General features: G+C 70.4%; 21 protein-coding genes. 9 read left to right on the forward strand and 12 right to left on the reverse strand.

The genetic code is table 11. From position 1 onward, the window contains the following. Positions 1-162 precede the first annotated feature (162 nt). Entirely contained in the window at positions 163-1089 is a 927-nt protein-coding gene (locus QSG27_RS18940; RefSeq protein WP_306708848.1) for a LysR family transcriptional regulator, read from the forward strand. Here QSG27_RS18940 and QSG27_RS18945 read toward each other — a convergent pair. Next, positions 1062-1493, reverse strand: a complete 432-nt coding sequence (locus tag QSG27_RS18945; protein WP_306708850.1) for a MerR family transcriptional regulator — start codon at positions 1491-1493, stop codon at positions 1062-1064. The two genes, QSG27_RS18940 and QSG27_RS18945, sit on opposite strands and share 28 nt — an antisense overlap. 109 nt (positions 1494-1602) lie before the next feature. Between QSG27_RS18945 and QSG27_RS18950 the strand changes: the two genes are divergently transcribed. Further along, positions 1603-3825 carry a heavy metal translocating P-type ATPase gene (locus QSG27_RS18950; protein WP_306708852.1) on the forward strand — a complete coding sequence of 741 codons (2223 nt, stop codon included), beginning with the start codon at positions 1603-1605 and terminating at the stop codon, positions 3823-3825. Positions 3826-3836: 11 nt separating this feature from the next. Next, a complete protein-coding gene (gene lspA, locus QSG27_RS18955) occupies positions 3837-4367 on the forward strand; it encodes a signal peptidase II (protein ID WP_306708854.1) in 531 nt (176 codons plus the stop codon). Between the two features lie 204 nt (positions 4368-4571). On the opposite strand, the gene QSG27_RS18960 is transcribed toward lspA, so the two are convergent. Next, complete coding sequence (locus tag QSG27_RS18960) at positions 4572-5291, reverse strand: Crp/Fnr family transcriptional regulator (protein WP_306708857.1); 720 nt, start codon at positions 5289-5291, stop codon at positions 4572-4574. A 223-nt stretch (positions 5292-5514) separates the two neighbouring features. On the opposite strand from QSG27_RS18960, the gene QSG27_RS18965 reads away from it, so the two are divergent. The 5 genes from QSG27_RS18965 (at position 5515) to QSG27_RS18985 (ending at position 9177) form a co-directional block, all read left to right on the forward strand. Beyond that, the gene (locus QSG27_RS18965) at positions 5515-6027 is read left to right on the forward strand and encodes a DUF2249 domain-containing protein (RefSeq protein ID WP_306708858.1); all 513 of its coding nucleotides are present in this window, start codon (positions 5515-5517) and stop codon (positions 6025-6027) included. Positions 6028-6159: 132 nt separating this feature from the next. Beyond that, positions 6160-6795: a ubiquinone anaerobic biosynthesis accessory factor UbiT gene (ubiT, locus tag QSG27_RS18970; RefSeq protein ID WP_306708860.1), complete on the forward strand. Its 636-nt coding sequence runs from the start codon at positions 6160-6162 to the stop codon at positions 6793-6795. A 4-nt stretch (positions 6796-6799) separates the two neighbouring features. After that, positions 6800-7798: a ubiquinone anaerobic biosynthesis protein UbiU gene (gene ubiU / locus QSG27_RS18975; RefSeq protein WP_306708862.1), complete on the forward strand. Its 999-nt coding sequence runs from the start codon at positions 6800-6802 to the stop codon at positions 7796-7798. 12 nt (positions 7799-7810) lie between these two features. Beyond that, positions 7811-8725 carry a ubiquinone anaerobic biosynthesis protein UbiV gene (gene ubiV, locus QSG27_RS18980; RefSeq protein WP_306708864.1) on the forward strand — a complete coding sequence of 305 codons (915 nt, stop codon included), beginning with the start codon at positions 7811-7813 and terminating at the stop codon, positions 8723-8725. 83 nt (positions 8726-8808) lie between these two features. After that, positions 8809-9177, forward strand: coding sequence for a c-type cytochrome (locus QSG27_RS18985; protein ID WP_306708866.1), 369 nt, complete (start codon positions 8809-8811; stop codon positions 9175-9177). 146 nt (positions 9178-9323) lie between these two features. On the opposite strand, the gene QSG27_RS18990 is transcribed toward QSG27_RS18985, so the two are convergent. The 10 genes from QSG27_RS18990 to QSG27_RS19035 all read right to left on the reverse strand — a co-directional run bounded on the left by QSG27_RS18990 (position 9324) and on the right by QSG27_RS19035 (position 20404). After that, positions 9324-10394 (reverse strand): NnrS family protein, encoded by a 1071-nt coding sequence (locus QSG27_RS18990; protein WP_306708867.1) that lies wholly within the window; start codon positions 10392-10394, stop codon positions 9324-9326. Positions 10395-10421: 27 nt separating this feature from the next. Beyond that, complete coding sequence (locus tag QSG27_RS18995; RefSeq protein WP_306708869.1) at positions 10422-11135, reverse strand: helix-turn-helix domain-containing protein; 714 nt, start codon at positions 11133-11135, stop codon at positions 10422-10424. Between the two features lie 21 nt (positions 11136-11156). Beyond that, entirely contained in the window at positions 11157-11366 is a 210-nt protein-coding gene (gene tatA, locus QSG27_RS19000) for a twin-arginine translocase TatA/TatE family subunit (protein WP_306708871.1), read from the reverse strand. A 27-nt stretch (positions 11367-11393) separates the two neighbouring features. Continuing rightward, complete coding sequence (locus QSG27_RS19005) at positions 11394-12380, reverse strand: FAD:protein FMN transferase (protein ID WP_306708873.1); 987 nt, start codon at positions 12378-12380, stop codon at positions 11394-11396. Beyond that, the gene (locus QSG27_RS19010; protein ID WP_306708875.1) at positions 12377-13000 is read right to left on the reverse strand and encodes a nitrous oxide reductase accessory protein NosL; all 624 of its coding nucleotides are present in this window, start codon (positions 12998-13000) and stop codon (positions 12377-12379) included. Before QSG27_RS19010 ends, QSG27_RS19005 begins: the two co-directional genes overlap by 4 nt. Beyond that, positions 13000-13830, reverse strand: coding sequence for an ABC transporter permease (locus QSG27_RS19015; RefSeq protein WP_306708877.1), 831 nt, complete (start codon positions 13828-13830; stop codon positions 13000-13002). Before QSG27_RS19015 ends, QSG27_RS19010 begins: the two co-directional genes overlap by 1 nt. After that, positions 13827-14696 (reverse strand): ABC transporter ATP-binding protein, encoded by an 870-nt coding sequence (locus QSG27_RS19020; protein WP_306708879.1) that lies wholly within the window; start codon positions 14694-14696, stop codon positions 13827-13829. The genes QSG27_RS19015 and QSG27_RS19020 overlap by 4 nt, the downstream gene beginning before the upstream one ends. After that, complete coding sequence (locus QSG27_RS19025; protein ID WP_306708881.1) at positions 14693-16060, reverse strand: nitrous oxide reductase family maturation protein NosD; 1368 nt, start codon at positions 16058-16060, stop codon at positions 14693-14695. Before QSG27_RS19025 ends, QSG27_RS19020 begins: the two co-directional genes overlap by 4 nt. 95 nt (positions 16061-16155) lie before the next feature. Continuing rightward, positions 16156-18084 carry a TAT-dependent nitrous-oxide reductase gene (gene nosZ, locus QSG27_RS19030; protein WP_306708883.1) on the reverse strand — a complete coding sequence of 643 codons (1929 nt, stop codon included), beginning with the start codon at positions 18082-18084 and terminating at the stop codon, positions 16156-16158. 52 nt (positions 18085-18136) lie between these two features. Further along, a complete protein-coding gene (locus QSG27_RS19035; protein ID WP_407653246.1) occupies positions 18137-20404 on the reverse strand; it encodes a 4Fe-4S binding protein in 2268 nt (755 codons plus the stop codon). A gap of 222 nt (positions 20405-20626) precedes the next feature. On the opposite strand from QSG27_RS19035, the gene QSG27_RS19040 reads away from it, so the two are divergent. Then, positions 20627-21192, forward strand: a 566-nt coding sequence (locus tag QSG27_RS19040) for a ferritin-like domain-containing protein (RefSeq protein ID WP_306708887.1), incomplete at its 3' end; no start/stop codon positions are given.

Genomic DNA, 21192 nt, shown 5'->3' on the forward strand with positions numbered 1-21192 from the left:
GGGCGGCGGAAACGCCATTTCCAAGCCTCAGCAGAGGCAAAAAGCCGAAATATGTTCGTTTTTCCGCGACCTGCTAGGTTTTCTGTTCCGTTGCTACTCGGCTCCCACATTCGATAGGTTTGCGCAATGACTGTTCATAAACAGACAGGCACCCCAAAGCAGATGGGTACCCTGAATTGGGACGATCTGCGGATCTTTCTGGAGCTGGCGCGGACCGGCAGCCTGTCGGCGGCGGCGCGCGCGCTGCGGATCAGCCACGCGACGGTCGGGCGCCGGGTCGCTGCGCTGGAGGAGGGGCTGGGTCGCTGTCTGGTGGATCGGCGGGCCGACGGTTACAGCCTGACCGCCGACGGCGAGGCGGTCTTCGCACTGGCCGACGGGATGGACGAGCGGGCGCTGGCCATCCTGCGTCAGGTGTCGAGCCAGGGCGGGCGGGAGGCCGGGCTGACCGGCACCGTCCGGCTGACCGCCACCCAGGCGCTGGCCGACCGCTTCCTGATGCCGCGGCTGGGGCCGTTCCGCGCCCGCCATCCGGGAATCGACCTGGAGGTGACGGTGGACAACCGCTCGCTCAGCCTCGCGCGGCGGGAGGCCGACATCGCCATCCGGCTCGCCCGGCCGCAGCATGGCGACCTGATCGCGCGGCGGCTCGCCACCCTGCGCTACGGTCTGTTCGCCGCGGCGGGGGCGCCCGACACGGTGATCGGCTACGACGAGGCGCTGGCCGACCTGCCGGAGGCGGTCTGGCTGGCCCGCCACAGGGCCGGGCGCCGCGTCGCCTTCCGCTCCAACAGCCTGCAGGCCCAGCTTGCGGCGGCCAAGGCGGGGTTCGGGGTGGCGCTGCTGCCGCTCTGGCTCGCGGCGGAGGAACCGGATCTGCTGCCGGTGCCCGGCGGGGGGCCACCGCTGGAGCGCGAGGCGTGGCTGGTGCTGCACCCGGACCTGCGCGGCGTGCCGCGGATTCGGGCGGTGATCGAGCATCTGGTCGCCCTGTTCGCGGCGGAATTCGCCGCCGGGACGGACCTTCGCGCAGGCGCCGCAGGCGATGCGGCGGACCCCCGTCACGGGCAGCAGCGGCCATCCTCGTGATGGGGCGACAGCGCCTCGATGATGCGGCACTCCGCCATCCGGCCACCGCGCCGGCACTGGTGGGCCAGACGGTCCAGCTCATCGCGCAACCGCTCCAGATCGGCGATCTTCCGCTCCACTTCGCGAAGCTGCTCGACGACCAGCGCATCGACCTCGCCGCAGGGGCGGTCCGGCTGGTCGGCAAGGTCCAGCATCGCCCGGACCGTCTCCAGCGGAAAGCCGAGGTCCCGCACGCGCCGGACGAAGGTCAGGCGCCGCACATGGTCGTGGCCGTAGCTGCGGTAGTTTCCCGCCGTGCGGGCGGGGGCCGGCAGGACACCGATCTTTTCATAGAAGCGGATGGTCTCGACTTTCGTGCCGGTCAGCTTGCCGAGCGCGCCGATGGACAGTTCCGGATTCGCCATCACAAAGCCCCTTGACCCTGTAGTAACTCCAGGGTCCATGGTACCGCAAGACAGGCAGCCGCGCACCCTTCCATGACGCGGCCCCTCACACCGCCGGTCGGAGTGGATCATGCAGGAAAAGACGATGGAGGCCGCCGCGGAGACCACGGTGGAGACCGCCGTTGCGGGCGGCGAGCGGGTCTTGCGCTACAAGGTGGCGGGCATGGATTGCCCGAGCTGCGTCGGCAAGATCGAAACCGCCTTGCGCCGTCTGCCGGGGGCGTCGGGCATCGGGCTCAACCACCATTCGCAGATTTTGCGGCTGACGCTGGACGAGGCCGCGACTTCGCGGTCCACGGTCGAGGACACGATCCGCGCGCTCGGTTATGGGGTGGAGCCCGCCGATACGATCCGGCTTGCCGATGGCGGCGGCGAGGCGTTCGACGCCGGATCGCGGACGGAGCCCCGCTGGTGGCGGACGGGCCGGGGCCGCATCGCCATAGTGATCGGGCTGCTGGCCGGGGCCGCCTATCCATTGTCCTGGCTGGCGCCGGCTTTGGCGGATGTCGCGCCGATGCCCGCCGCTCTGCTCGGGTTGGCCGTCTTCGGGCGCCGGGCCGTCCGGCTCGCCCGTTCCGGCTCGCCCTTCAGCATCGAAATGCTGATGTCGGTGGCGACCCTGGGCGCGCTCGTCATCGGGGAGGCGGAGGAGGCCGCGGTGGTCGTCCTGCTTTTCGCCATCGGCGAATTGCTGGAGGGCGTGGCCGCCGGGACCGCCCGGTCGGGCATCCGGGCGCTGTCGGCTCTGGTCCCGCGGACGGCTCTGCTGATCGAGGGGGAGGACGCCCGCGCGGTGCCGGTGGACCGGCTCGAGATCGGGCAGCTCGTGCTCGTCCGGCCCGGAGACCGCGTGTCCGCGGACGGGGTGGTGGAGGAGGGCGAGTCCGACATCGACGAATCCCCGGTGACCGGCGAGTCGGTGCCCGTCGCCAAGACCGTGGGCTCTCCGGTGTTCGCGGGCGGGATCAACGCCACCGGGGTGCTGCGGGTCCGCGTCACCCGCAAGGCGTCGGACAACACCATCGCCCGCATCGTCCAGCTCGTGGAGGAGGCGCAGGCCGCCAAGTCCCCGACGGCCCGCTGGATCGAGCGGTTCAGCGCCCGCTACACCCCCGCCGTCGTCATCGTGTCGGTCCTGACCATCCTGGTTCCGCCGCTGGGCTTCGGCGGGGACTGGCACACCTGGGTCTACCGCGGTCTCGCGCTGCTGCTGATCGGCTGCCCCTGCGCCCTGGTCCTGTCCACCCCCGCGGCCATCGCGTCCGGAATCGCCGCGGGGGCGCGCCGCGGCCTGCTCGTCAAGGGCGGCGCCGCGCTGGAAGCCATCGGCAAGGTCCGGACCATCGCCTTCGACAAGACCGGCACCCTGACCCTGGGGCAGCCGCGCGTCACCGACATCGTTCCGCTGGCCGGAACCGAGCGCACGCTGCTCGGCCTTGCCGCCGCCGCCGAGAACGGGTCCGCCCACCCGCTGGCCCGCGCCATTCTGGAACGGGCGGCGGCGGACGGCGTGCCCCTGCGCCCCGCCCGCGACCGGAAGGCCGTTCCCGGCAAGGCGGTCCAGGCGGTGGTCGGCGGGCGCCTGATCGAGGTCGGGTCCCCCCGCCATGCCGCCGAGCGGTGCGGCCCGGAGGCCCTTCCCGCCGACATCGTGGCCGCCTTCGAGGAGGAGGGGAAGACGGTGGCGGTGGTTCTGTCGGACGGGCAGCCCGCCGGCCTTCTGGCGCTCCGCGACGAGCCGCGGCCCGACGCCGCCCAGGGAATCGCCGCGCTGCGCGGTCTGGGGGTGCGCGGCGTCATGCTGACCGGCGACAACCGCCGCACCGGACGGGCGGTCGCCCGTTCCCTCGATCTGGAGGTCAAGGCCGAGCTTCTGCCCGAGGACAAGCTGCGCGAGATCGCAGCCCTGAAGGCGCATGGGGCGGTCGCGATGATCGGCGACGGCATCAACGACGGCCCGGCCCTGGCCGCCGCCGATGTCGGGATCGCCATGGGCGGCGGCACCGACGTCGCCCTGGAAACCGCCGACGCCGCCCTGCTGGGCAACCGGGTGGAGGGGGTGGCCGAACTGGTCGCCCTGTCGCGGGCGACCCTGGCGAACATCCGCCAGAACGTCGCCTTCGCCCTGGGCCTGAAGGCGGTCTTCCTGGTGACGACCCTGTTCGGCGTCACCGACCTGTGGCTGGCCATCCTGGCGGACACCGGAGCCACCATCGTCGTCACGCTCAACGCGCTGCGCCTGCTCCGCCGCACCGGCGGCGGCCCTGTGCCGGCTCCCCAGCCGGCCCCCTGAAGGAGAGGATCATGAAGATTTCATCGGCGGCACCGTCCGCCGGGCTGACGCTTGCCGCCGCCGTCGGCGCCATGGTGCTGGCCGCCGACCAGTTCACCAAATGGGCGGCGCTGGAGCATCTCCTGGCGCCGCCCCGGCTGATCGAGGTGACGCCGTTCCTGAATCTGGTGCTCGGCTTCAACACGGGTGTCAGTTTCGGCCTTTTGGAGAACGACAGCGCCTACGGCCCCTGGCTGCTCTCCGGTGCCGCTCTGCTCGTCATCGCCGTCCTCGTGGTGTGGGCGGCCCGCTCCCACAGCCGCACCGAGGCGGCAAGCTTCGGCGCGATCGCGGGCGGGGCCTTGGGCAACGTCGCGGACCGTCTCCGCCAGGGCGCCGTCACCGATTTCATCGACCTTCACGGCTTCGGGTGGCATTGGCCGACCTTCAACGTCGCTGACATCGGCATCACCGGTGGCGTCGGGCTTCTGCTGATCACCGGGCTGTGGCCGGGCAAAGCCGGCGGCGGTGCTCCCGGCGCCCGGAACGGCAGGAGCGGCTGAGCACCACCGCCGTCGTCGTCGGCCTTCCCTGGCCCTCTATATTTTTCATAATGTACCTTATGGGATTTCTTGGCGCCAGCCATCGTGACCTATCCCAGCATCCACCAACCGGATCAGCGCGATTGCTTTACGGTTCCAGGGGTGCCGGCGAGGACGGTTCGGGTGCGAACCACGGCCAGCGATCCGCCATTCGCGACACCCTTCCTACGCCTGCGTCGGCTTGGGCAGATCCTCCGCGATGGCGACCAGGGCGTGCGGCTGGCGGATCGTCACCTGCTGGCGCCCGCCCTCGACGATACCCTGCCCTTCCCAACCGCTGAGGATGCGGCTCACCGTGTGCAGCGTGGTCCCGGTCATTTCCGCGATGTCCTGACGGGACAGCGGGAAGTCGATCTCGACCCCGCTCCCGACCCGGCGGCCCGCCTGACGGGCCAGCCGAAGCAGCGCGTGGGCGACCCGCCGTTCGACCCGTTCGGTGGACAATTCGCGCAGGCGGGTCTGCACCTCCTGCAAGCGGCGCCCGACGACGTCCAGGGCGTTCAGCGCGATGCGCGGATAGCGCTCCATCAGCTCGCCCATGGTGGCGGCGGACCAGTGGACGCCGACGCAATCGACCATGGCGAGGGCATCGGCGGGGTAGATGCCGCCCGAAAACACCGCCGCCGTGCCGAACATCTCCCCGGCGCCGATGTAGCGGACCACCACCTGCTGCCCGTCGGCCCCGGTCTGGACGATCTTGACCCGCCCGTCGATCAGCGCGTGGCAAAGGGCTGCCGGATCGCCCTGGGCAAAAATGGTGGTTCCCTTCTCGATCCGCCGGGTGTGGGCGGAACGGACGATCTCGGCCAGAGCCGCCGCGTCCAGCCCGGAGAACAGCCGCAGGCCACGCAGGACGGCAGGATCGGGGGCGAGCGGCGGCGTCATCGGAAGATCCTCGGGGCAAGGCCATGGCCGGCCACCCCTGCGGGAAACCGTCACGGAAAGGTTGCCCTTCAAAATGCCCATCCGCGCCCCGCGCCGCAACCGGCCAGCGGGCCGGTCCGCGGCCCCGCCTGCAGTTTGTGCTGGAACAAAGAGCCGCCCCGCCCGGCCCTCTAGGGTGCGGTCCAGGACCGTCCGGTCCCCCACAACCCCCTTGGGAACCCCCATGCAGAACGCCGAACACGCCACCGCGGCCGAGCCGGTCATCGACGTCCAGTCCATTCCGCCGCACCAGCGCCACCCGCTGATCCTCCAGGCCACGCAGGATCTGGCGCCGGGCCACGGGTTCATCCTGGTCAACGATCACGACCCGCGCCCCCTCTATCTCCAGATTCAGGCGCTGTTCGGCGACGCGGTGAGCTGGAACTATCTCGAACGCGGGCCGGAGCGCTGGCGGGTGCGCATCGGGCGCCCGGACTCGGGCACCGCGCCGGCCACCTCCCTGCGGGTTCGCATCGGGCGCGGCGGGCAGGCCGCCGCCGTCGCGGCGGACACGCCGCTCGGCGTGGCGGACGGCGGTCTGGTCTGCGAGATCACCAACTGCCCGCCGGGCACGACCGCGGAGCAGGTGCTCGACCTGATGCACGGCGTCATCCCGCCCGCCGGGCAGTTGCACCTCACCTACGAGCGGCTGCTGGCCCGGCGCTCCGGCTCCTGCTGTGGCGGGATGTGCGGGTAACAAGCCCGGAAATCCCTTCGGAACCGCGGGCTTGACCGCCGTCAAGGATGGGACGGCCCGCCGGTCCTATTGCGGAGGCCCGGCGGGCGCCCCCCGCCGCAAGACGATTCCGAAAGGGAGGAGACAGGTGCCATGCACGATCCCGGCCCCATGGTCCAGGAGCATGCCCCCGAAGACCAAGCCCGCAATGTCGAAGTCCGCCTGACGCGGGCCGGGCTGGGACTGGCGCGCCGGCTCGGCGACGGCGCCGGGGGGCTGCTGCTCGACCGGCTCCTGCGGATTCTGGAGGCCCGCCACCCCCGCGCCTTCGCCGCGCTCGGCGAGTTGCCCGACGCCCGCCTGCTCATCGACCCGGTGGACGCGCCCGCCGCCCTGCTGCTCCGCGTCGGCCCCGGCCTCGCCTTGCGGGTCTGCGGACGGGACGCCGAGGCCGAAGCCACGGTGCGCGGCCCCTGCGCGCGGCTGCTCGACCTGCTGGAAGGGCGCATCGACGGGGACGCGCTGTTCTTCCGCCGCGAACTGTCCATCGAGGGCGACACCGCCCTGATCCTGGCGCTCCGCAACACGCTGGACGGGGAGGAGATGGACCTGTTCGCCGACATCGCGGCGGCGGCGGGGCCGCTGCGCCACGCCCTGCCCGTCGCGCGGCGCAACGCCGGGCGGGTGCTCGGCCTGCTCGGCACCGCGCGCCGCTTCGCCCCGCCGCCGCTGCGCTGGGGCATGGCCGTTCTGGAGCGGCGGCTGTCCGGCCCGCGGCAGGGAGCGTGACGGCATGAACCCCTTCGAACTGATCTGCCCGGCGGGCAACCCCGCCGCGCTGCGCGCCGCCGTGGATGCGGGCGCCGACGCCGTGTATCTGGGATTCCGCGACGAGACCAACGCGCGCAACTTCCCCGGACTGAACTTCTCGCGGGCGGAGCTGGCCGAGGCCGTGGCCTACGCCCACGCGCGTTCCGTCCAGGTCTTCGTCGCCATCAACACCTATCCGCAGGCCGGCAACCTCGCCCCCTGGCAGCGCGCGGTGGACGACGCCGCGCGGCTGAAGGCGGATGCGGTCATCCTGGCCGACCTCGGGCTGCTCGACTACGCGGCGCGGCACCATCCGGAGCTGCGGCTGCACCTGTCCGTGCAGGCGTCCGCCGCCAACGCCGAGGCGATCCGGCTCTACCGCGACGCCTTCAGGGTGCGGCGGGTCGTGCTGCCCCGCGTCCTGACGGTGCCGGAAATCGCCCGGCTGAACGCCGAGGTGGACGTGGAGACGGAGGTCTTCGTCTTCGGCGGCCTCTGCCCGATGGCGGAGGGACGCTGCTCGCTCTCCTCCTACGCGACCGGGCTGTCGCCCAACAAACAGGGCGTCTGCTCCCCCGCCAGCCATGTGCGGTACGAGCCGCGCGGGGCAGCACTGGCCTCCCGCCTCGGCGGATTCACCATCAACGTCTTCGGCGCCGGGGAGCCGGCGGGCTACCCGACGCTGTGCAAGGGCCGCTTCGTGCCCGGCGGCGGGGCCTCCGCCGATCCGGCCTATCTGTTCGAGGAGCCGACCAGCCTCAACGCGCTGGAACTGCTGCCGGACCTGAAGGCGGCGAAGGTGTGCGCCCTGAAGATCGAAGGCCGGCAGCGCGGCAAGGCCTACATCGCCGCCGTGGTCGCCGCCTACCGCCGGGCGCTGGACGCCTTCGCGCGGGGGCAGCCGGTCCCTTCGCTCGATCTGGACGCCATGGTCGAGGGCGGGAGCCAGACCACCGGAGCCTACACCCGTGCGTGGCGCTGAGGAGTTGCGTCGATGAAGCCTACCCTGACCCTTGGCCCCGTCCTGTTCAACTGGCCGGTCCAGCGCTGGCGCGATTTCTACGCCCGCATCGCCGACGAGGCGCCGGTGGACGCCGTCGTCGTCGGCGAGATCGTCTGCTCCAAGCGCGCGCCCTTCCTTGCGCCCGTCATGGACGAGGTGATCGGACGCCTGGCCGCCGCCGGGAAGGAGGTCTGGCTCGCCACCCCGATCCTGGTGGGCAGCGACCGCGAACGCACGGCGATGCGCGACCTGCTGGAGTGCGATCTGCTGCCCATGGAGGCCAACGACATGGGCGCGCTGGCCCTGCTGGAGGGACGGCGCCACGCCGTCGGCCCCTTCATCAACAGCTACAACGAGGCGACCCTGGCGTGGCTTGCCGGGCGCGGGGCCGTCGCGGTGTCGCTGCCGGCGGAACTGCCCGCCGCCGCCGTCGCCACCATGGCGAAGATGGGCACGGCGCTCGGCCTGTCGATGGAGGTGCAGGTGTTCGGGCGCGCGCCGCTCGCCATTTCCGCCCGCTGCTACCACGCGCGGGCGCATGGGCTGCACAAGGACGGCTGCCAGTTCGTCTGCGGCAACGATCCGGACGGCATGCCGGTCAGCACCGTCGACGGCCAGCCCTTCCTGTCCGTCAACGGGACGCAGACCCTGTCGCACGGCTATCTGGCGCTGGCCGCGGAGATGGACCGGCTGCTGGCGATGGGCATCCGCCGCTTCCGGCTGTCGCCGCAGGACCTCGACATGGTCGCCGTCGCCAAAGCCTTCCGCGCCGTTCTGGACGGCGAGCGCAGCGGGCCGGACGTGGTGGCGGAGTTGCGCCGGATGACCGGGGTGCCGCTGGAAAACGGCTTCTTCCACAACATGGCGGGCGTGGCCTACGCCGGCGCACCGGCGCCGGCCGCCTGACGCACCCGCCATCCGATGTCCGCCGGAACGCCCTCCCCCGTGAGGCCGGCTGACCTTTGACACCGCCTGAAGAGGAAATCTCCATGAAGCGCATGTTTGCCCTGTTGGCTTTCGGGCTGGCCGCGTCGCTCCCCGGCATCGCCGCGGCGCAGGACGCCGCAGCCGGCGAGAAGGTGTTCAACCAGTGCAAGGCTTGCCACACCATCGAGGCCGGCGGCCCGAACCGCGTCGGCCCCAACCTGCACGGAGTCGTCGGGCGCAAGGCCGGCGCCGTCGAGACCTTCAAATATTCCGACGCGATCAAGAACGCCGGCACCTGGGACGAGGCCACGCTCGACGCCTATCTGACCGACCCGAAGAGCGCCGTTCCCAACAACAAGATGGCCTTCTCCGGGGTGAAGAACGAACAGGCCCGCAAGGACCTGATCGCCTACCTGAAAAAGAACAGCTAAAAAAGCGCCGAAATGTTCCGGTGCTTGACCGCCGTCAAGGATGAGGGAGTATCCCGCGGCTAGAGTAGCCGCACAATCGTTGATCGATTGCGTCCCCGCTGGACGAGTACCCTCCCGTTTTTCTTGCCTCTCCCGCCCATCGGCTTTCAGCCGATGGGCTTTTTTTCTTTTCCCGGAGGGGCCCCGGCGAGAATCCGCCCGAAGATGGCCAGGAACAGGACCACCGCCCCAGTCCAGGCGCAGACCGCGGCCAGCAGCCACACGGCCCGGCCTTCTCCCACCATCTCGGCACCTGCCCGCAAGGCAACGGCCAGCCCGGTGAGCGCGTAGCAGGCCGTCACCGCCGCCGACCGCGCGAAGGCGTTTCCGGCATGCTTGCGGATCATGCTCGACATCACCGCGAATCCCATCAGCCCGAGCGCCCCGACCGTCCAGAGATGGACCGCCGCGCCGGGCGATACGGCCAGGGCGGCGAAGCCCAGGGGGACGCAGGCGTAGGCCGCGTGCACGGCGAAGACCGATGGCCGGTCGAGCGTCCGCCAGCCCCGCCATTGCAGCAGCCGGGCCGTCTGCATCAGCGCGGCGAGAAGGCTTGCGGTGATGGTCGCTCCCGATGCGGGCGCGGTCAGCCAGCCGGCCAGGGCGCAGGCCGCGGCCAGGGCGGCGGCGCGTTCGAACAGGGGACGCCCGGCGAACAGCATCGCCTTGCCGGGCAGGCCCAGATGGGTCGCGGTCAGGCTCGGCGCGATGCGTCCGCCCAGCACCATGACCAGCCCGAGCAGAACCGCGAGAGCCGCTGGAACGGCGTTGCACAGCGCGGTTCCGGCGAGCGCACCGGCCAGGACCGCAACGACGGCGTTGCGCCGGTCCCGCGCGGCAACGACCTGCACCGCCGCCAGGACGGCGAGCAGGGCGAGGAACGGCGCGTGGGCCACCGCGATCCACGGCGACAACGCCCGCCCGGCCAGCCACAGCGGCACGAGAAGCGGCCAGACCCGCGCCCCGGCCAGGGGCCGTCCGGTCCAGCGCGGCAGGGCGGTGCGCAGGAATCCCGCCATCATCACGGGCACGGTGCCGAACAGCAGCGCCCGCGCGTGCCATCCCGGCACGTCGGGAATCACGCCGGACACGTCCCACCCCAGCAGGACCGGCACCCACAGGCCCACCGCCGGCAGCGCGTCCAGAGCCGCCAGCAGGAAGAAGGGACGGAACGGCACCTCAGGCCCCGGCCTGCCGGTGAAGGGTCAAGGGTGATTGCCGTTGGGATGGCCGACGTTGCAGTGCCGGCGCAGCCGCTCGACCGAACGGACCCGAACGGTGTTGCCGGTGACGTGGAGCTGGTCGGGGGACAGCTTGGTGAAGGTGCGGGACAGTTGCTCCGGCGTCATGCCGAGGCGGCTGGCCAGCACGCGCTTGCTGACCGGCAGTTCGACGGTCGCGCCATCCTCCGCCGCGTCGCTTCGGGACGGATCGACCTGGGACAGGATGAAGGCGGCCAGCCGCTGGGTCGTCGAACGCAGCTTCAGATTCTTGACCTCGCGCACAAGCCCGCGGCACTGCCCGACCAGCGTGCTCATCATCCGCAGAGCCAGCGCATGGTCACGGGCGACCTGCGCGCGCAGGACGGGGGCCGCCAGCATCAGAATCCGCGACGGCTCCAGCGTCCGTCCCGACATCAGGTAGGGCCGGTCGGCCAGCACCGCCGCCGGGACGAAGCAATCGCTGGGACGCACGATGTCGATCACCGTTTCCTGCCCCGCCTCGTCGCATCCGGCCAGCATGGCCGTGCCCTCGACGAGGATGTGCAGGAAGTCCGGGATCTCCCCTTCCGCGAACAGCCGGGTTTCACGCGGGAACCACTGGAGAAGCGCCCCGTAGGTCAGCGCTTCCAGGGTTTCGTCGCCGACCCCCTCGAACAGCGGGAGGTCGCGCATCAGCGTCAGGGCGCCCTGTCTCATCGTCCGGTTCCGGCGCCGCGGTCAGGCTTCGGACGCGGGCTTGCGCGGCGCGCCGCCTTGAACCGGGGCGGCCAGGACCGGGGCGTCGTCGGAATCCTCCTTCAGGCCGGTCTTGAAGGACTTCACGCCCTTGGCGAGGTCGCCCATGACCTTCGGCAGCTTGCCCGCCCCGAACAGGAGCAGGACGAGCAGAAGGACGATGGCCCAGTGCATCAGGCTGAAACTACCCATGACGATGGTCTCCCGTGTGAAAAATGGTCAAACCCGCAGCGTGAGGACGCTGCCGTCGCGGCGGGTGAGGCGGGCGGCGACGCCCGGAAAGCGGTCGAGGATGCCCGCCGTCCGCGCTTCCGGCGCGACCGACAGGGCGGTGGACAAAGCGTCGGCGGTGGTGGCGTCCGGGGCGAGCACCGTGACCGCCAGCCAGCCCTGGGCGCAGCGGCCCGTCGCCGGGTCGAACAGGTGGGTGAAGCGCCCGGCGGGGTCGAAGGGCGTGCCGTAGCCGCCCGATGTCGCCACCGCCCGCTCGGCGATCTCCAGCGTGGCGGCGTTGCGCCCCTCGGCAACCGGATCGGCGAGGCCGACCGTCCAGGGACGGCCCGAGGGGTGGTGGCCGAGCGCGCGGATCTCGCCCAGATCCACCAGCACGTCGGTCATGCCCTCCGCCCGAAGCCGTTCGGACACGCGGTCGGTGACGTAGCCCTGGGCGATGCCGTTCAAGGTCACCGCCATGCCGCGCCCGGCAAAGGCGATGCGGTCCGGCTCGACGCGGAGCTTGCGGTGATCCACCAGTTCCCGCGCCGCGCGGACGGCGGAGGACGGCGGACCGCCGGGGTCGGCGCCGGGGCGCGCGAAATGCCCGGCGTAGAGTTGCCAAAGCGGCTGCACGGTGGGGTCAAAGGCGCCATCGGTGCGGCGGCTGAAGGCCGCGGAGTCCGACAGCAGCCGGACGAGGTCGGCGGGCGGCGCGTCCAGGGCGCCGTCGCGGTTCAGGCGGGCCAGCGCGGAATCCGCCCGGTAGAGGCTGAAGACGCGCTCCAGCCGCGCGACCTCCTCCAGGCACAGGGCGATCAGGCGGTCGGCTTGGGCAGGGTCCGGGTGCGCCAGTTGGATGAGCGAGTCCGCCCCCAGCGCGACGCCGCGCCACGTCCGCACCGGCACGCCCGCCGCGCGGAGTCCTCCCGGCAGCAGCGCCAGCCCGGCGGCCGCGGCGGCGATCCCGAGGAAGCGGCGGCGGGTCGTCATGGCTTCACCCCATGGCCGGAACCATGCCCGGCGCCGTGACCGCGGCCCTGCTCCCCACCATGCTCCCCATTATGGGCTGCCGGTTCGTCGGAGGCGGTCTGTTCCTGGGGCGTCTGGGGATAGAGGATCTCGTCCTCCTTGACCTCGGCGAAGCGCTTGACCGTCCCGCCGTTGCCGGCGGCGAAGCGTTGGGCGTCGGCCTCGTTGGCGAAGGGGAAAGGCTCGGCCTCGCCCATGCCGCCGCGCTGGCGGCTGCCCACCACGTACCAGGCCTTGCGCGCCTCGATCCAGACCGACAGATCGGGCTTGCGCGGGTCGGCGGCCTTGCCGACGTCGGTCACGTAGATGGCGCGGACGTCCTTGGTCTCCTCCGGCAGCATGGTGAAGGCGAAGGTGTCGCGGACGGAGGACAGCCAGACCGGGCGATCCCGCCCACCCACCAGGATCTGCCCCTTCGGGCCGGGATGGTCGGCGAGGTTCATGCCGCAATAGTGACCGATCGCGTCGGCGGTGATGGCGACGGGCGGCGGCGGCGCCGTCTCCGCCCGCTCCTGTTGGCAGGCGGACAGCGGCAGCAGCAGGCCGACCGCCAGCAGCGTGGCTTTCAGGGAGGTGCGCATCAGATCTGCCTTTTCGAAAAGAGAACGGCGGCCAGCGCCAGCGGCGCGGCGACCCAGCCGGCCAGCACGGCCAGCAGGACGGAGGCCGACACCTGCACCTGCGCGGCCAGCCCGGCGGTTCCGGCGAACTGGCTGACGTTCTTGAAACCGGTCAGATTGAACAGGCGGAAGGCGTCCGCCGGGTTGGCGAGCAGCAGCCCGTTCAGCAGGCCGGCGTTCACCGTCTTCCCGCCATCGGCCACCAGCAGCCCCAGCAGCGCCATGTCGTAGAGCAGGACCAGCACCAGCCAGATCGCCACGGCGATGCCCGCCGCCGTGCCGCGGTCGCGGACCAGCGTGGAGGCGAGATAGCCCATGGCCGTGAAGGCGGCGCCCAGCAGGACGCTCGACCCGATCATGGCGGCGAAGGCGCGCCAGCTCTCCGGCCCGATCTCCGTTCCGCCCATCGCCAGCGCCACCCCGGCGGCGCCGTAGCCCAGCACGGTGGCGAAGGCGATGATCGCGGCGTGGCCCAGGAACTTGCCGATCAGCACCTGCCAGCGCGCCACCGGGTAGGACAGCAGCAGCGTCATGGTGCCCCGGTCGATCTCGCCCACCACCGCGTCGAAGGACAGCAGCAGCGCGATCAGCGGCAGCAGGAAGATGGTCAGGCTGGACAGGCTGACGATGGTCACCTCCACCCGGCCGACGCCGACCGTGCCGGTCGGGGCCGCCCCCAGGAAGCTCAGCGTCAGGGCCAGCGCCGCCATCAGCAGCGTGGTGGCGACGACCCAGCGGTTGCGCAGGCCGTCGCGCACCTCCTTGGCGGCGATCGTCAGAAGCGTGTTCATTCCGCGGCCTCCCGGCGCAGGAAGTGGGCGTACATCTCGTCCAGGCTGGGCTGGACGACCTCGATGTCGGCGATCTCCGGGCCTTCGCAGGCGATCTGGCGGAGCGTCGCCACCTTGTCGTCGTTGGCGCAGGCCGTCTCCACGACCTCCCCGGACGGCAGGGTCAGGCGGATGCGCACCGGCAACTGCGCCAGCCCGCGCAACGTGGCCAGCGAGCCGTCGGCGACCTTGCGCCCGCGGTTCATCACCACCACGCGGTCGGCCTGCCCTTCCAGCTCGGTCAGGGCGTGGCTGCACAGCAGGACGGTGGTGCCGGCGTCGCGCAGGTCCCGCACGATCTCGTAGAAGCTCTGGCGCAGCGCCGGGTCGAGGCCGGTCGTCGGCTCGTCCAGGAACAGCACCTTCGGCCCGCCGAGCAACGCCTGGGCCAGCGCCAGCCGCTGCCGCATGCCCTTCGAATAGGTGCCGACGCGGCGCTTCACGGCGGCGGGCTCCAGCCCCACCCGCTCGAACAGCGCGTCGTTGCCGTCGCGCGGCACCCTCTTCAGCCGCGCGTAGAAGTCCAGCGTCTCCCGCCCCGTCATGCTGGGGTGGAAGGCGACGCTTTCCGGCAGGAAGCCGACCTGTTGGCGGATATGCGAGGCGGCCGCACTCGCCGGATCGCCGCCCAGCACGCGGACGCTGCCCGCGGTCGGCGTGGTCAGCCCGAGCATCAGCTTGATCAGCGAGCTTTTGCCGGCACCGTTGTGGCCGACCATCGCCACGCATTCGCCGGGGGCGAGATCCAGGTCCACCTCGCGCACCGCGAAGGTCTCGCCGTAGCGCTTGGAGACTCCCTCCACGCGGATGGTGGGTGCATCGCTCATGGCGTTTTCCTTTCCGCCGTCTGGGCCGGCGCCGTCTGGTGCGGCGGGTTCATCAGGGGTGCGCTGTCGATGACGCCGCCGGGGTGCAGCGCCGGGAACTGCTTCTGCGCCCAGCGGATCACCTGCACGCCGGGGCTGTTCATCAGCAGCTTCGCCGCGGGATAGGCCCACATCACGCGGTCGACGACATCGTTGGGGCGGTACGCCTCGTCGGCGACGCCGTCGCCGTTCAGGTCGAAGGCGGCGTTGTCGGACCAGTAGTTGCCCCGCCCCTTCTCCGACCAGTCGAGATGGCGGGTGCCGACATACTTCACCTGGGTGCGGTTGCCGATGAAGGCGTTGCCGGTCAGCGTGTTGCGCTCCGACCCCGCGGTGAAGTGGACGCCGATCTCGCAGCCCTCGAAACGGTTGCCGGCGAAGCGGTTCTTGTTGGCGTTGTAGATGAAGACGCACTTCCAGGTGCCGGTCCTGTGACCCTCGACCGGGCCATCGGTCGCCACCGGCATGTCCTTGTCGGCGGCCATCTCCACCGGGGCCGCCTGTTCGGGGGACAGGTGGCCGTCGATCACGTTGCCCTCGATCAGCGCGCTGTTGGCGTAGTTCAGCAGCAGCCCATGCTCCCGCGCGCCCTGCGAGCGGTTGTTCCGGATCACGAGGTTGTTCGAATACATGATCGCGTAGCCGACATGGTTGCCGACCGACAGGTTGTCCGACACCTCGGAGTCATTCGTATACATGTAATGGACGGCGAAGCGCACCCGCTCGAACCGGTTGCGGGCGAACAGGTTCTTCTTCGACGTCGTGGTGAAGATGCCGTCGCGCCCGTCCTGGACGGTGTTGTCCACCACCTGGGTCCCCGGCGCGTTCCACAGCTGGATGCCGTTGCCGCGTTCGGCGACGCGCAGGTCCGTGCGCCCGGCCACGTCGTTGCGCCGGACCATCACGTCGTTGGCGCCCCAGACATAGACCCCGATCAGGTTGTTGCGCAGCCGGTTGCCCTCGATCACCCCCCGGTGCGCCTCCTTGCCCAGGAAGATGCCGGTGTTCTGCTCCGCCAGGCTGATGCCGGAGTTGCGGACCTCGACGTCGCGGACCGTCACGTCGGGGGCGAAGATGGTCACCGCGTTCCCCTCCCCTCCCCCGTCGATGACGGCGCCCGGTTCCCCACGCAGCGTGACCGGCTTGCGGACCACGACGGGGCCGGGGTGCGTGCCAGGGGCGAGGACGAGCGTGTCGCCGGGCGCCGCCGCGGCAAGCGCGCTCTCCAGCCCGCCCGGCGCCACCGTCACCGTGGCGGCGCAGGCCGTCCCGGCGGCGAAGGCCAACGCCGCGGCAAGGAGGGGGAGAGGGGGGTGGTGGGGCATGGAGACGTTCCCTGCAATCGAAGACCATTGCCCCCTCCCTGACCCTCCCCCGCTTCGCAGGGGAGGGGTTGGGGAGGGGACAAGCGGTAGCGCCTTTACGACGCGCGCGGCTCGACGATCATGCGGCCGCCCATCTCCATGTGCAGGGCGTGGCAGAACCACTGGCAATAGTACCAGTGCACGCCCGGACGCTCCGCGACGAAGGTGACCGAGCTGGTCTGCTGCGGCCCGATCTCCATGGCGATGCCGTGGTTCGACAGGGTGAAGCCGTGCGCCAGATCGTCCACGTCGTCCATGTTGGTGAGGTAGATCGTCACCTCGTCGCCCTGCTTGACCGTGAACTCCTCAAGCCCGTAGGCCGGAGCGCGCTGCCACATGTAGACGCGGACCTTGTTGCCGTCGCGGATGACCTTGGCGTCGTCCTCCAGCACCACGCCGTCCTTCTTGGCCTGTTGCCGGGCCTCCTCCCACATCGGGTCGTCGCGGGTGAAGACGCTCTTCGGGTTCAGCTTGGAGCGGTGGACGATCAGCGTGTCGTGCGGCTCGGCGTAGGTCGGGCCGTCGTGCACCAGCTTCATCTCGTCGCCCGAGATGTCGATGAGCTGGTCGTTCTCCGGCTTGGACGGGCCGACGTTGAGGAAGCGGTCCTTGGAGAACTTGTTCAGCACGATCAGCCACTTGCCATCGGCCTCCTTGGTCTGGCCCATGGAGGAGTGGGTGTGGCCCGGCTGATAGTGCACGTCCAGCTTCTGGACGATCGGATCGACCTTCTCGCCCTTGTAGGCGCGCTTGGCCTTCTCGATGTTCCACTTCACGATCTGGCTGTCGAGGAACAGCGTGGTGTAGCCGTTGCCGCGCCCGTCATAGGCGGTGTGCAGAGGCCCGAGGCCCAGCTGCGGCTCGGCCACGATGACGTCCCGCGGCTTGATCTTGTCGTTGAACAGGTCGTCCAGCAGACGGACGTCCATCACCGAGACGGTCGGCGACAGCTTGCCGTTGATCGTGACGTGGATGCCGTCCGGCGCCGCGTTGATGCCGTGCGGGCTGTTGGGAATCGGGACGTAGCGGGTGAAGGGCGAACCGTGGCGGCCATCGACGACCGGCACGCCGTTCATCACCTCGACCTTGCCGGCCTTCACCGCCTCTTCGATGCGCTTGATGTTGAAGACGACGATCCAGTCCTGCTCGTTCGCCGTCATTTCCGCGGTGGTGACGCCGGCTTCGGAGTTATAGCAGGTCGAGAAGGCGTATTTGCCCTGGTAGTCCGCCTCGGTGTTGTCGAGGTTGCCGTCCACCCGGACCTGCCAGGACACCTTCATGCTGTCGCCGTCGATGGCGGAGAAGTGCGTCCGGTAGTTCTTCGGGTCGAGGTTCTTGCCGTCGTTCGGCATCGGCACGAGCTGCTCCGCGTTCGCGAAGACGTAGCCGGTGCGCGGGTACTTCTGCAGGCGCAGGCCGTGGATCGCCGAGACGTTCGGGATCTCGATGACCTTGTCCACCTTCATGATGTCGCAGCGGATGCGGGCGACGCGGGTGTTCGCCTTGTCGTTCACGAAGATGTAGCGCCCGTCATAGGTGCCATCGGTGAAGGACATGTGCGGGTGGTGCAGGTCGCCGTTCAGCCAGGTGCCGCCATGGTTGGCCAGATACTTCCGGGTTTCCTCCGACAGCCCCTCGTTCAGGATCTTGCGGCTCTCGTTGGTCTGGCCCCAGCCGGAGGCGCTGCACCGGTTGAAGACCGGAATGCGGTGCAGTTCGCGCATGCTGGGCAGGCCGAGGATGCGCAGCTCGCCCGACTGGCCGCCGGAATGGAACACGTAATACTCGTCGAGGTCGCCCGGCTTGACCTCGTACTTCTGATTGCCGGCGCCCGCAGCCTGGGCCGGTGCCGCGCCGAACAGCGCGCTGCCCGCCGTGCCGCCGGCCACCGCGCCGGCGATCCCCGCCAGCGCCGCCGCCTTGGCCGTTCCCCCCAGAAGATCGCGGCGGTTCACTCCCGTCCGCTCAGCCTTATCGTTCGACATGGTCAGCTCCTTCGATGTCCCCTCTCGGGGCTCCAGATTCGACCCGGTGGGGTCAAAGTCCTTCCGGCCGGACGGACAGGTGTCCGGTCGCAGGATCGTTGGTCAGCACGGCGGCGCGGGATTTGGCGTCCGCAGCCGTGCCGGTGGATTGGGTGGCGTCGCGGCGCTCCCGCTTCAGGCGCTTCTGGATCATGACCGGGCATTTGCGGTCGTGGTGGTAGAGCACCTGGCAGTGGAGGCACTGGATGCATTCGTTGGGGTTGATCGACCCGTCGGGGTGGATCGCCTGGACCGGGCATTCGTTGGCGCAGCGGCGGCAGGGGTTGCCGCATTCCTTGTAGCGGCGCAGCCAGTCGAACATCCGCATCCGGCCCGGGATGGCGAGCGCAGCACCCAGCGGGCACAGGTAGCGGCAGAAGAAGCGCTCGATGAACAGGCCGGCGGCGATCAGGGCCACGGCGAACAGGACGAACCACCAGTCGCGGATGAAATGCAGGATGATCGCGGTCTTGAAGGGCTCGATCTCCGCCGCCTTCTCCGCCGTCGCCAGCGAGGTCAGCGACAGGCCGAACAGCAGCAGGAAGATCATGTACTTGATCGGCCACAGCCGCTGGTGCAGCCCGAAGGGCACCGCGATCTGGCGCACGCCCAGCCGCTTCGCGGCCTTGGAGGCCAGCTCCTGCAAGGCGCCGAACGGGCACAGCCAGCCGCAGAAGGCGCCCCGGCCCCAGAACAGCAGCGACGCGGCCACCGAGAACCACAGGATGAACACCAGCGGGTCCATCAGGAAATAGTCCCAGCGGAAGTCGGTGCGCAGGGCGTTGGCGAAGGTCAGAACATTGACCACCGACAGCTGCGCCGTCGCGTACCAGCCGAGCCAGACCAGCGTGAAGACCAGGAACCCGGTGCGCACCCGCTCGTAGAGATCCGGGCGCTTCACCAGCTGGTCCTGGAAGAAGAAGATGCCGGTCAGCAGCAGGATCGCGGTCGCCAGCACGGCGATGTCGAACAGCCGGTTCTCCCAGATGCGCCGCCACAGCGGGGTCTCTTCGGCCGCGTCCGGCTCCACCTGGGCGGCGGGCATCGGAGCCGCGGCCACCGGCGCCACGGACGCGGCGGCGGGAGCGGGGACGGCCACGGGCTCGGCCTTCAGGAACTTCTCCGGCGGCTGGTAGCCGAGGTCGAAGGTCACGAAAGCCTTGTCGAGCGCCGCGGTCGCCCGCTGCACCAGAAGTTGCAGGCGCCAGGGGTCGGCGGGGTTGAATCCGGCATTCTCGGGGATGATGAACAGGCCGATCTCCGGGAAGTCCGGCGCCCCCGCCGCGGCCAGGGAGCCCAGGCGCTTGTGCAGCCGGTCGCGGAAGCGGATGGCGCCCTCGTGCTGGACCAGCTCGAAGCGGTCGAAGATGCCGCCGCGCACATAGCCCGAGCCCTTGAAGGAATAGCGCCCCTGCCCCGCCACGACGATGGCGTGCTGGCCCGGCTTCAGCCGCTGCACAAGCGCCTCGTACTCCGCGTCGCCCAGCAGGGAACGGCCAACCGTGGGGATGGTGGCGAGCGCCGCGTAAAGGTCGATGAAGCCGTCGTTCGGCTCGCCGGGCTCGGGACGGGCAACGGCTTCGGCCTTGCCGGTGCGTTCGAAGGCGGCGTTCACCTCGCCCACCGTCAGGGCGAGACGGCGGACCGAGCCGTCGCCGACCAGCGTCCCCCAGTCCTCGACTCCGGTCTTGGACAGGTCGAGGCTGCGGGCCACGGTCGGCGCAGCCTCCGCCGCTCCCGGCGCGCCCAGCGCCTGAAGGACCTTCTTGCCGGAGCGGATGATCGAATCGCCGATCACCATCACCGTCACGGTGGCGCCGGACACGATGTCCACCGGCGGGCTGGAAGCACTCTGCGAGGCCAGGGTCAGCACGTTCTTGCCGACGTAGCCGTCGATGAAGGCGTTGACCTTGGCGGGCGGGATGCCGATCAGGACGATGGGCTCGTGGTGGTCCACCAGCTTCGCCCCGGTCACCGTGCCGTCCGGCGCCAGCCCGACCAGGACATGGATCGGACGCCCCGAATAGCCGGTGGTGTTGACGAAGTCCGAGGTCAGATAGGCGTGACCGACCAGCGCGTTGCCCTTGTAGACGGGAACCACCGGCGCGTTCGGCAGGGGAGCGCCGAAACGGTCGGCCCCGGCGGCGAGGTCGCCCGGCTGCACCGTGCCGAGATACCGCGCCAGCAGCGCCTCGGCGGCGTCCGCCGTGCCGAATCCGGCCAGCAGAATCAGCAGCCCCGCCAACAGCGCGCGTGTCCCTTGCAAGAAATTTGCAACCATCGCCCTTGCCCTGGTGTCTTGATCTTGATCAAGAGGCCGCAGGCCCCGTTGATGCGGTCATGAAACCACAGGTTCGGGACCTCGTTCTTGACCGACGTCAATTCGGAGAAAATGAATCCGGACTATCCTTGACGGGCGTTCCGCACCTCATGACCGCACCATGACCGCGCGGGACGGAAGATTGTATTTTATGCAAACTGTTTACAGGGCTGAGGTGACGCCATGCCGCTGCTGCGCCACGAACCTCGGGGCGGGGTCCGCTCGCTCGACGAACTCCTGGGCATCGCACTGGCGCTGGAGCAGGAGGCGGTGCGCCGCTACACGCAGTTGGCGGCCCTGATGGACCGGCGCGGCGAGACCGACACCGCCGCCACCTTCCGCGCCCTGATCGCGGAGGAGCAGGACCATGTCCAGGCCGTGGACGGCTGGGCGCACAGCCTTGGCCGCCCCACCCCCGACGCGCCGGCCTTCCTCTGGCGCCTGCCGCCGGAGCTTGCCGCCTCCTGGGACGAGTTGACCGAGCGGACGCGGCTGACGCCCTATCAGGCGCTGTCGCTGGCGGTGGTCAACGAGCAGCGCGCCTTCGCCTTCTACAGCTACATCGCGTCCGACGCGCCGGACGACTCCGTGCGCACCCACGCCGAGGCGCTGGCCCGCGAGGAACTCCGCCATGCCGCCCTGCTCCGCCGCGAGCGCCGCAAAGCCTTCCGCCGCGAGCGGGGCCGGGCGGAGCGCAAGCCGGCCCGCGCGGACACCCCGGCGGAACTGGATCGGCTGACCGTCGCCCT

It is taken from the genome of Azospirillum isscasi (assembly GCF_030849505.1).
GTDB classification, from domain to species: Bacteria; Pseudomonadota; Alphaproteobacteria; order Azospirillales; family Azospirillaceae; genus Azospirillum; species Azospirillum isscasi.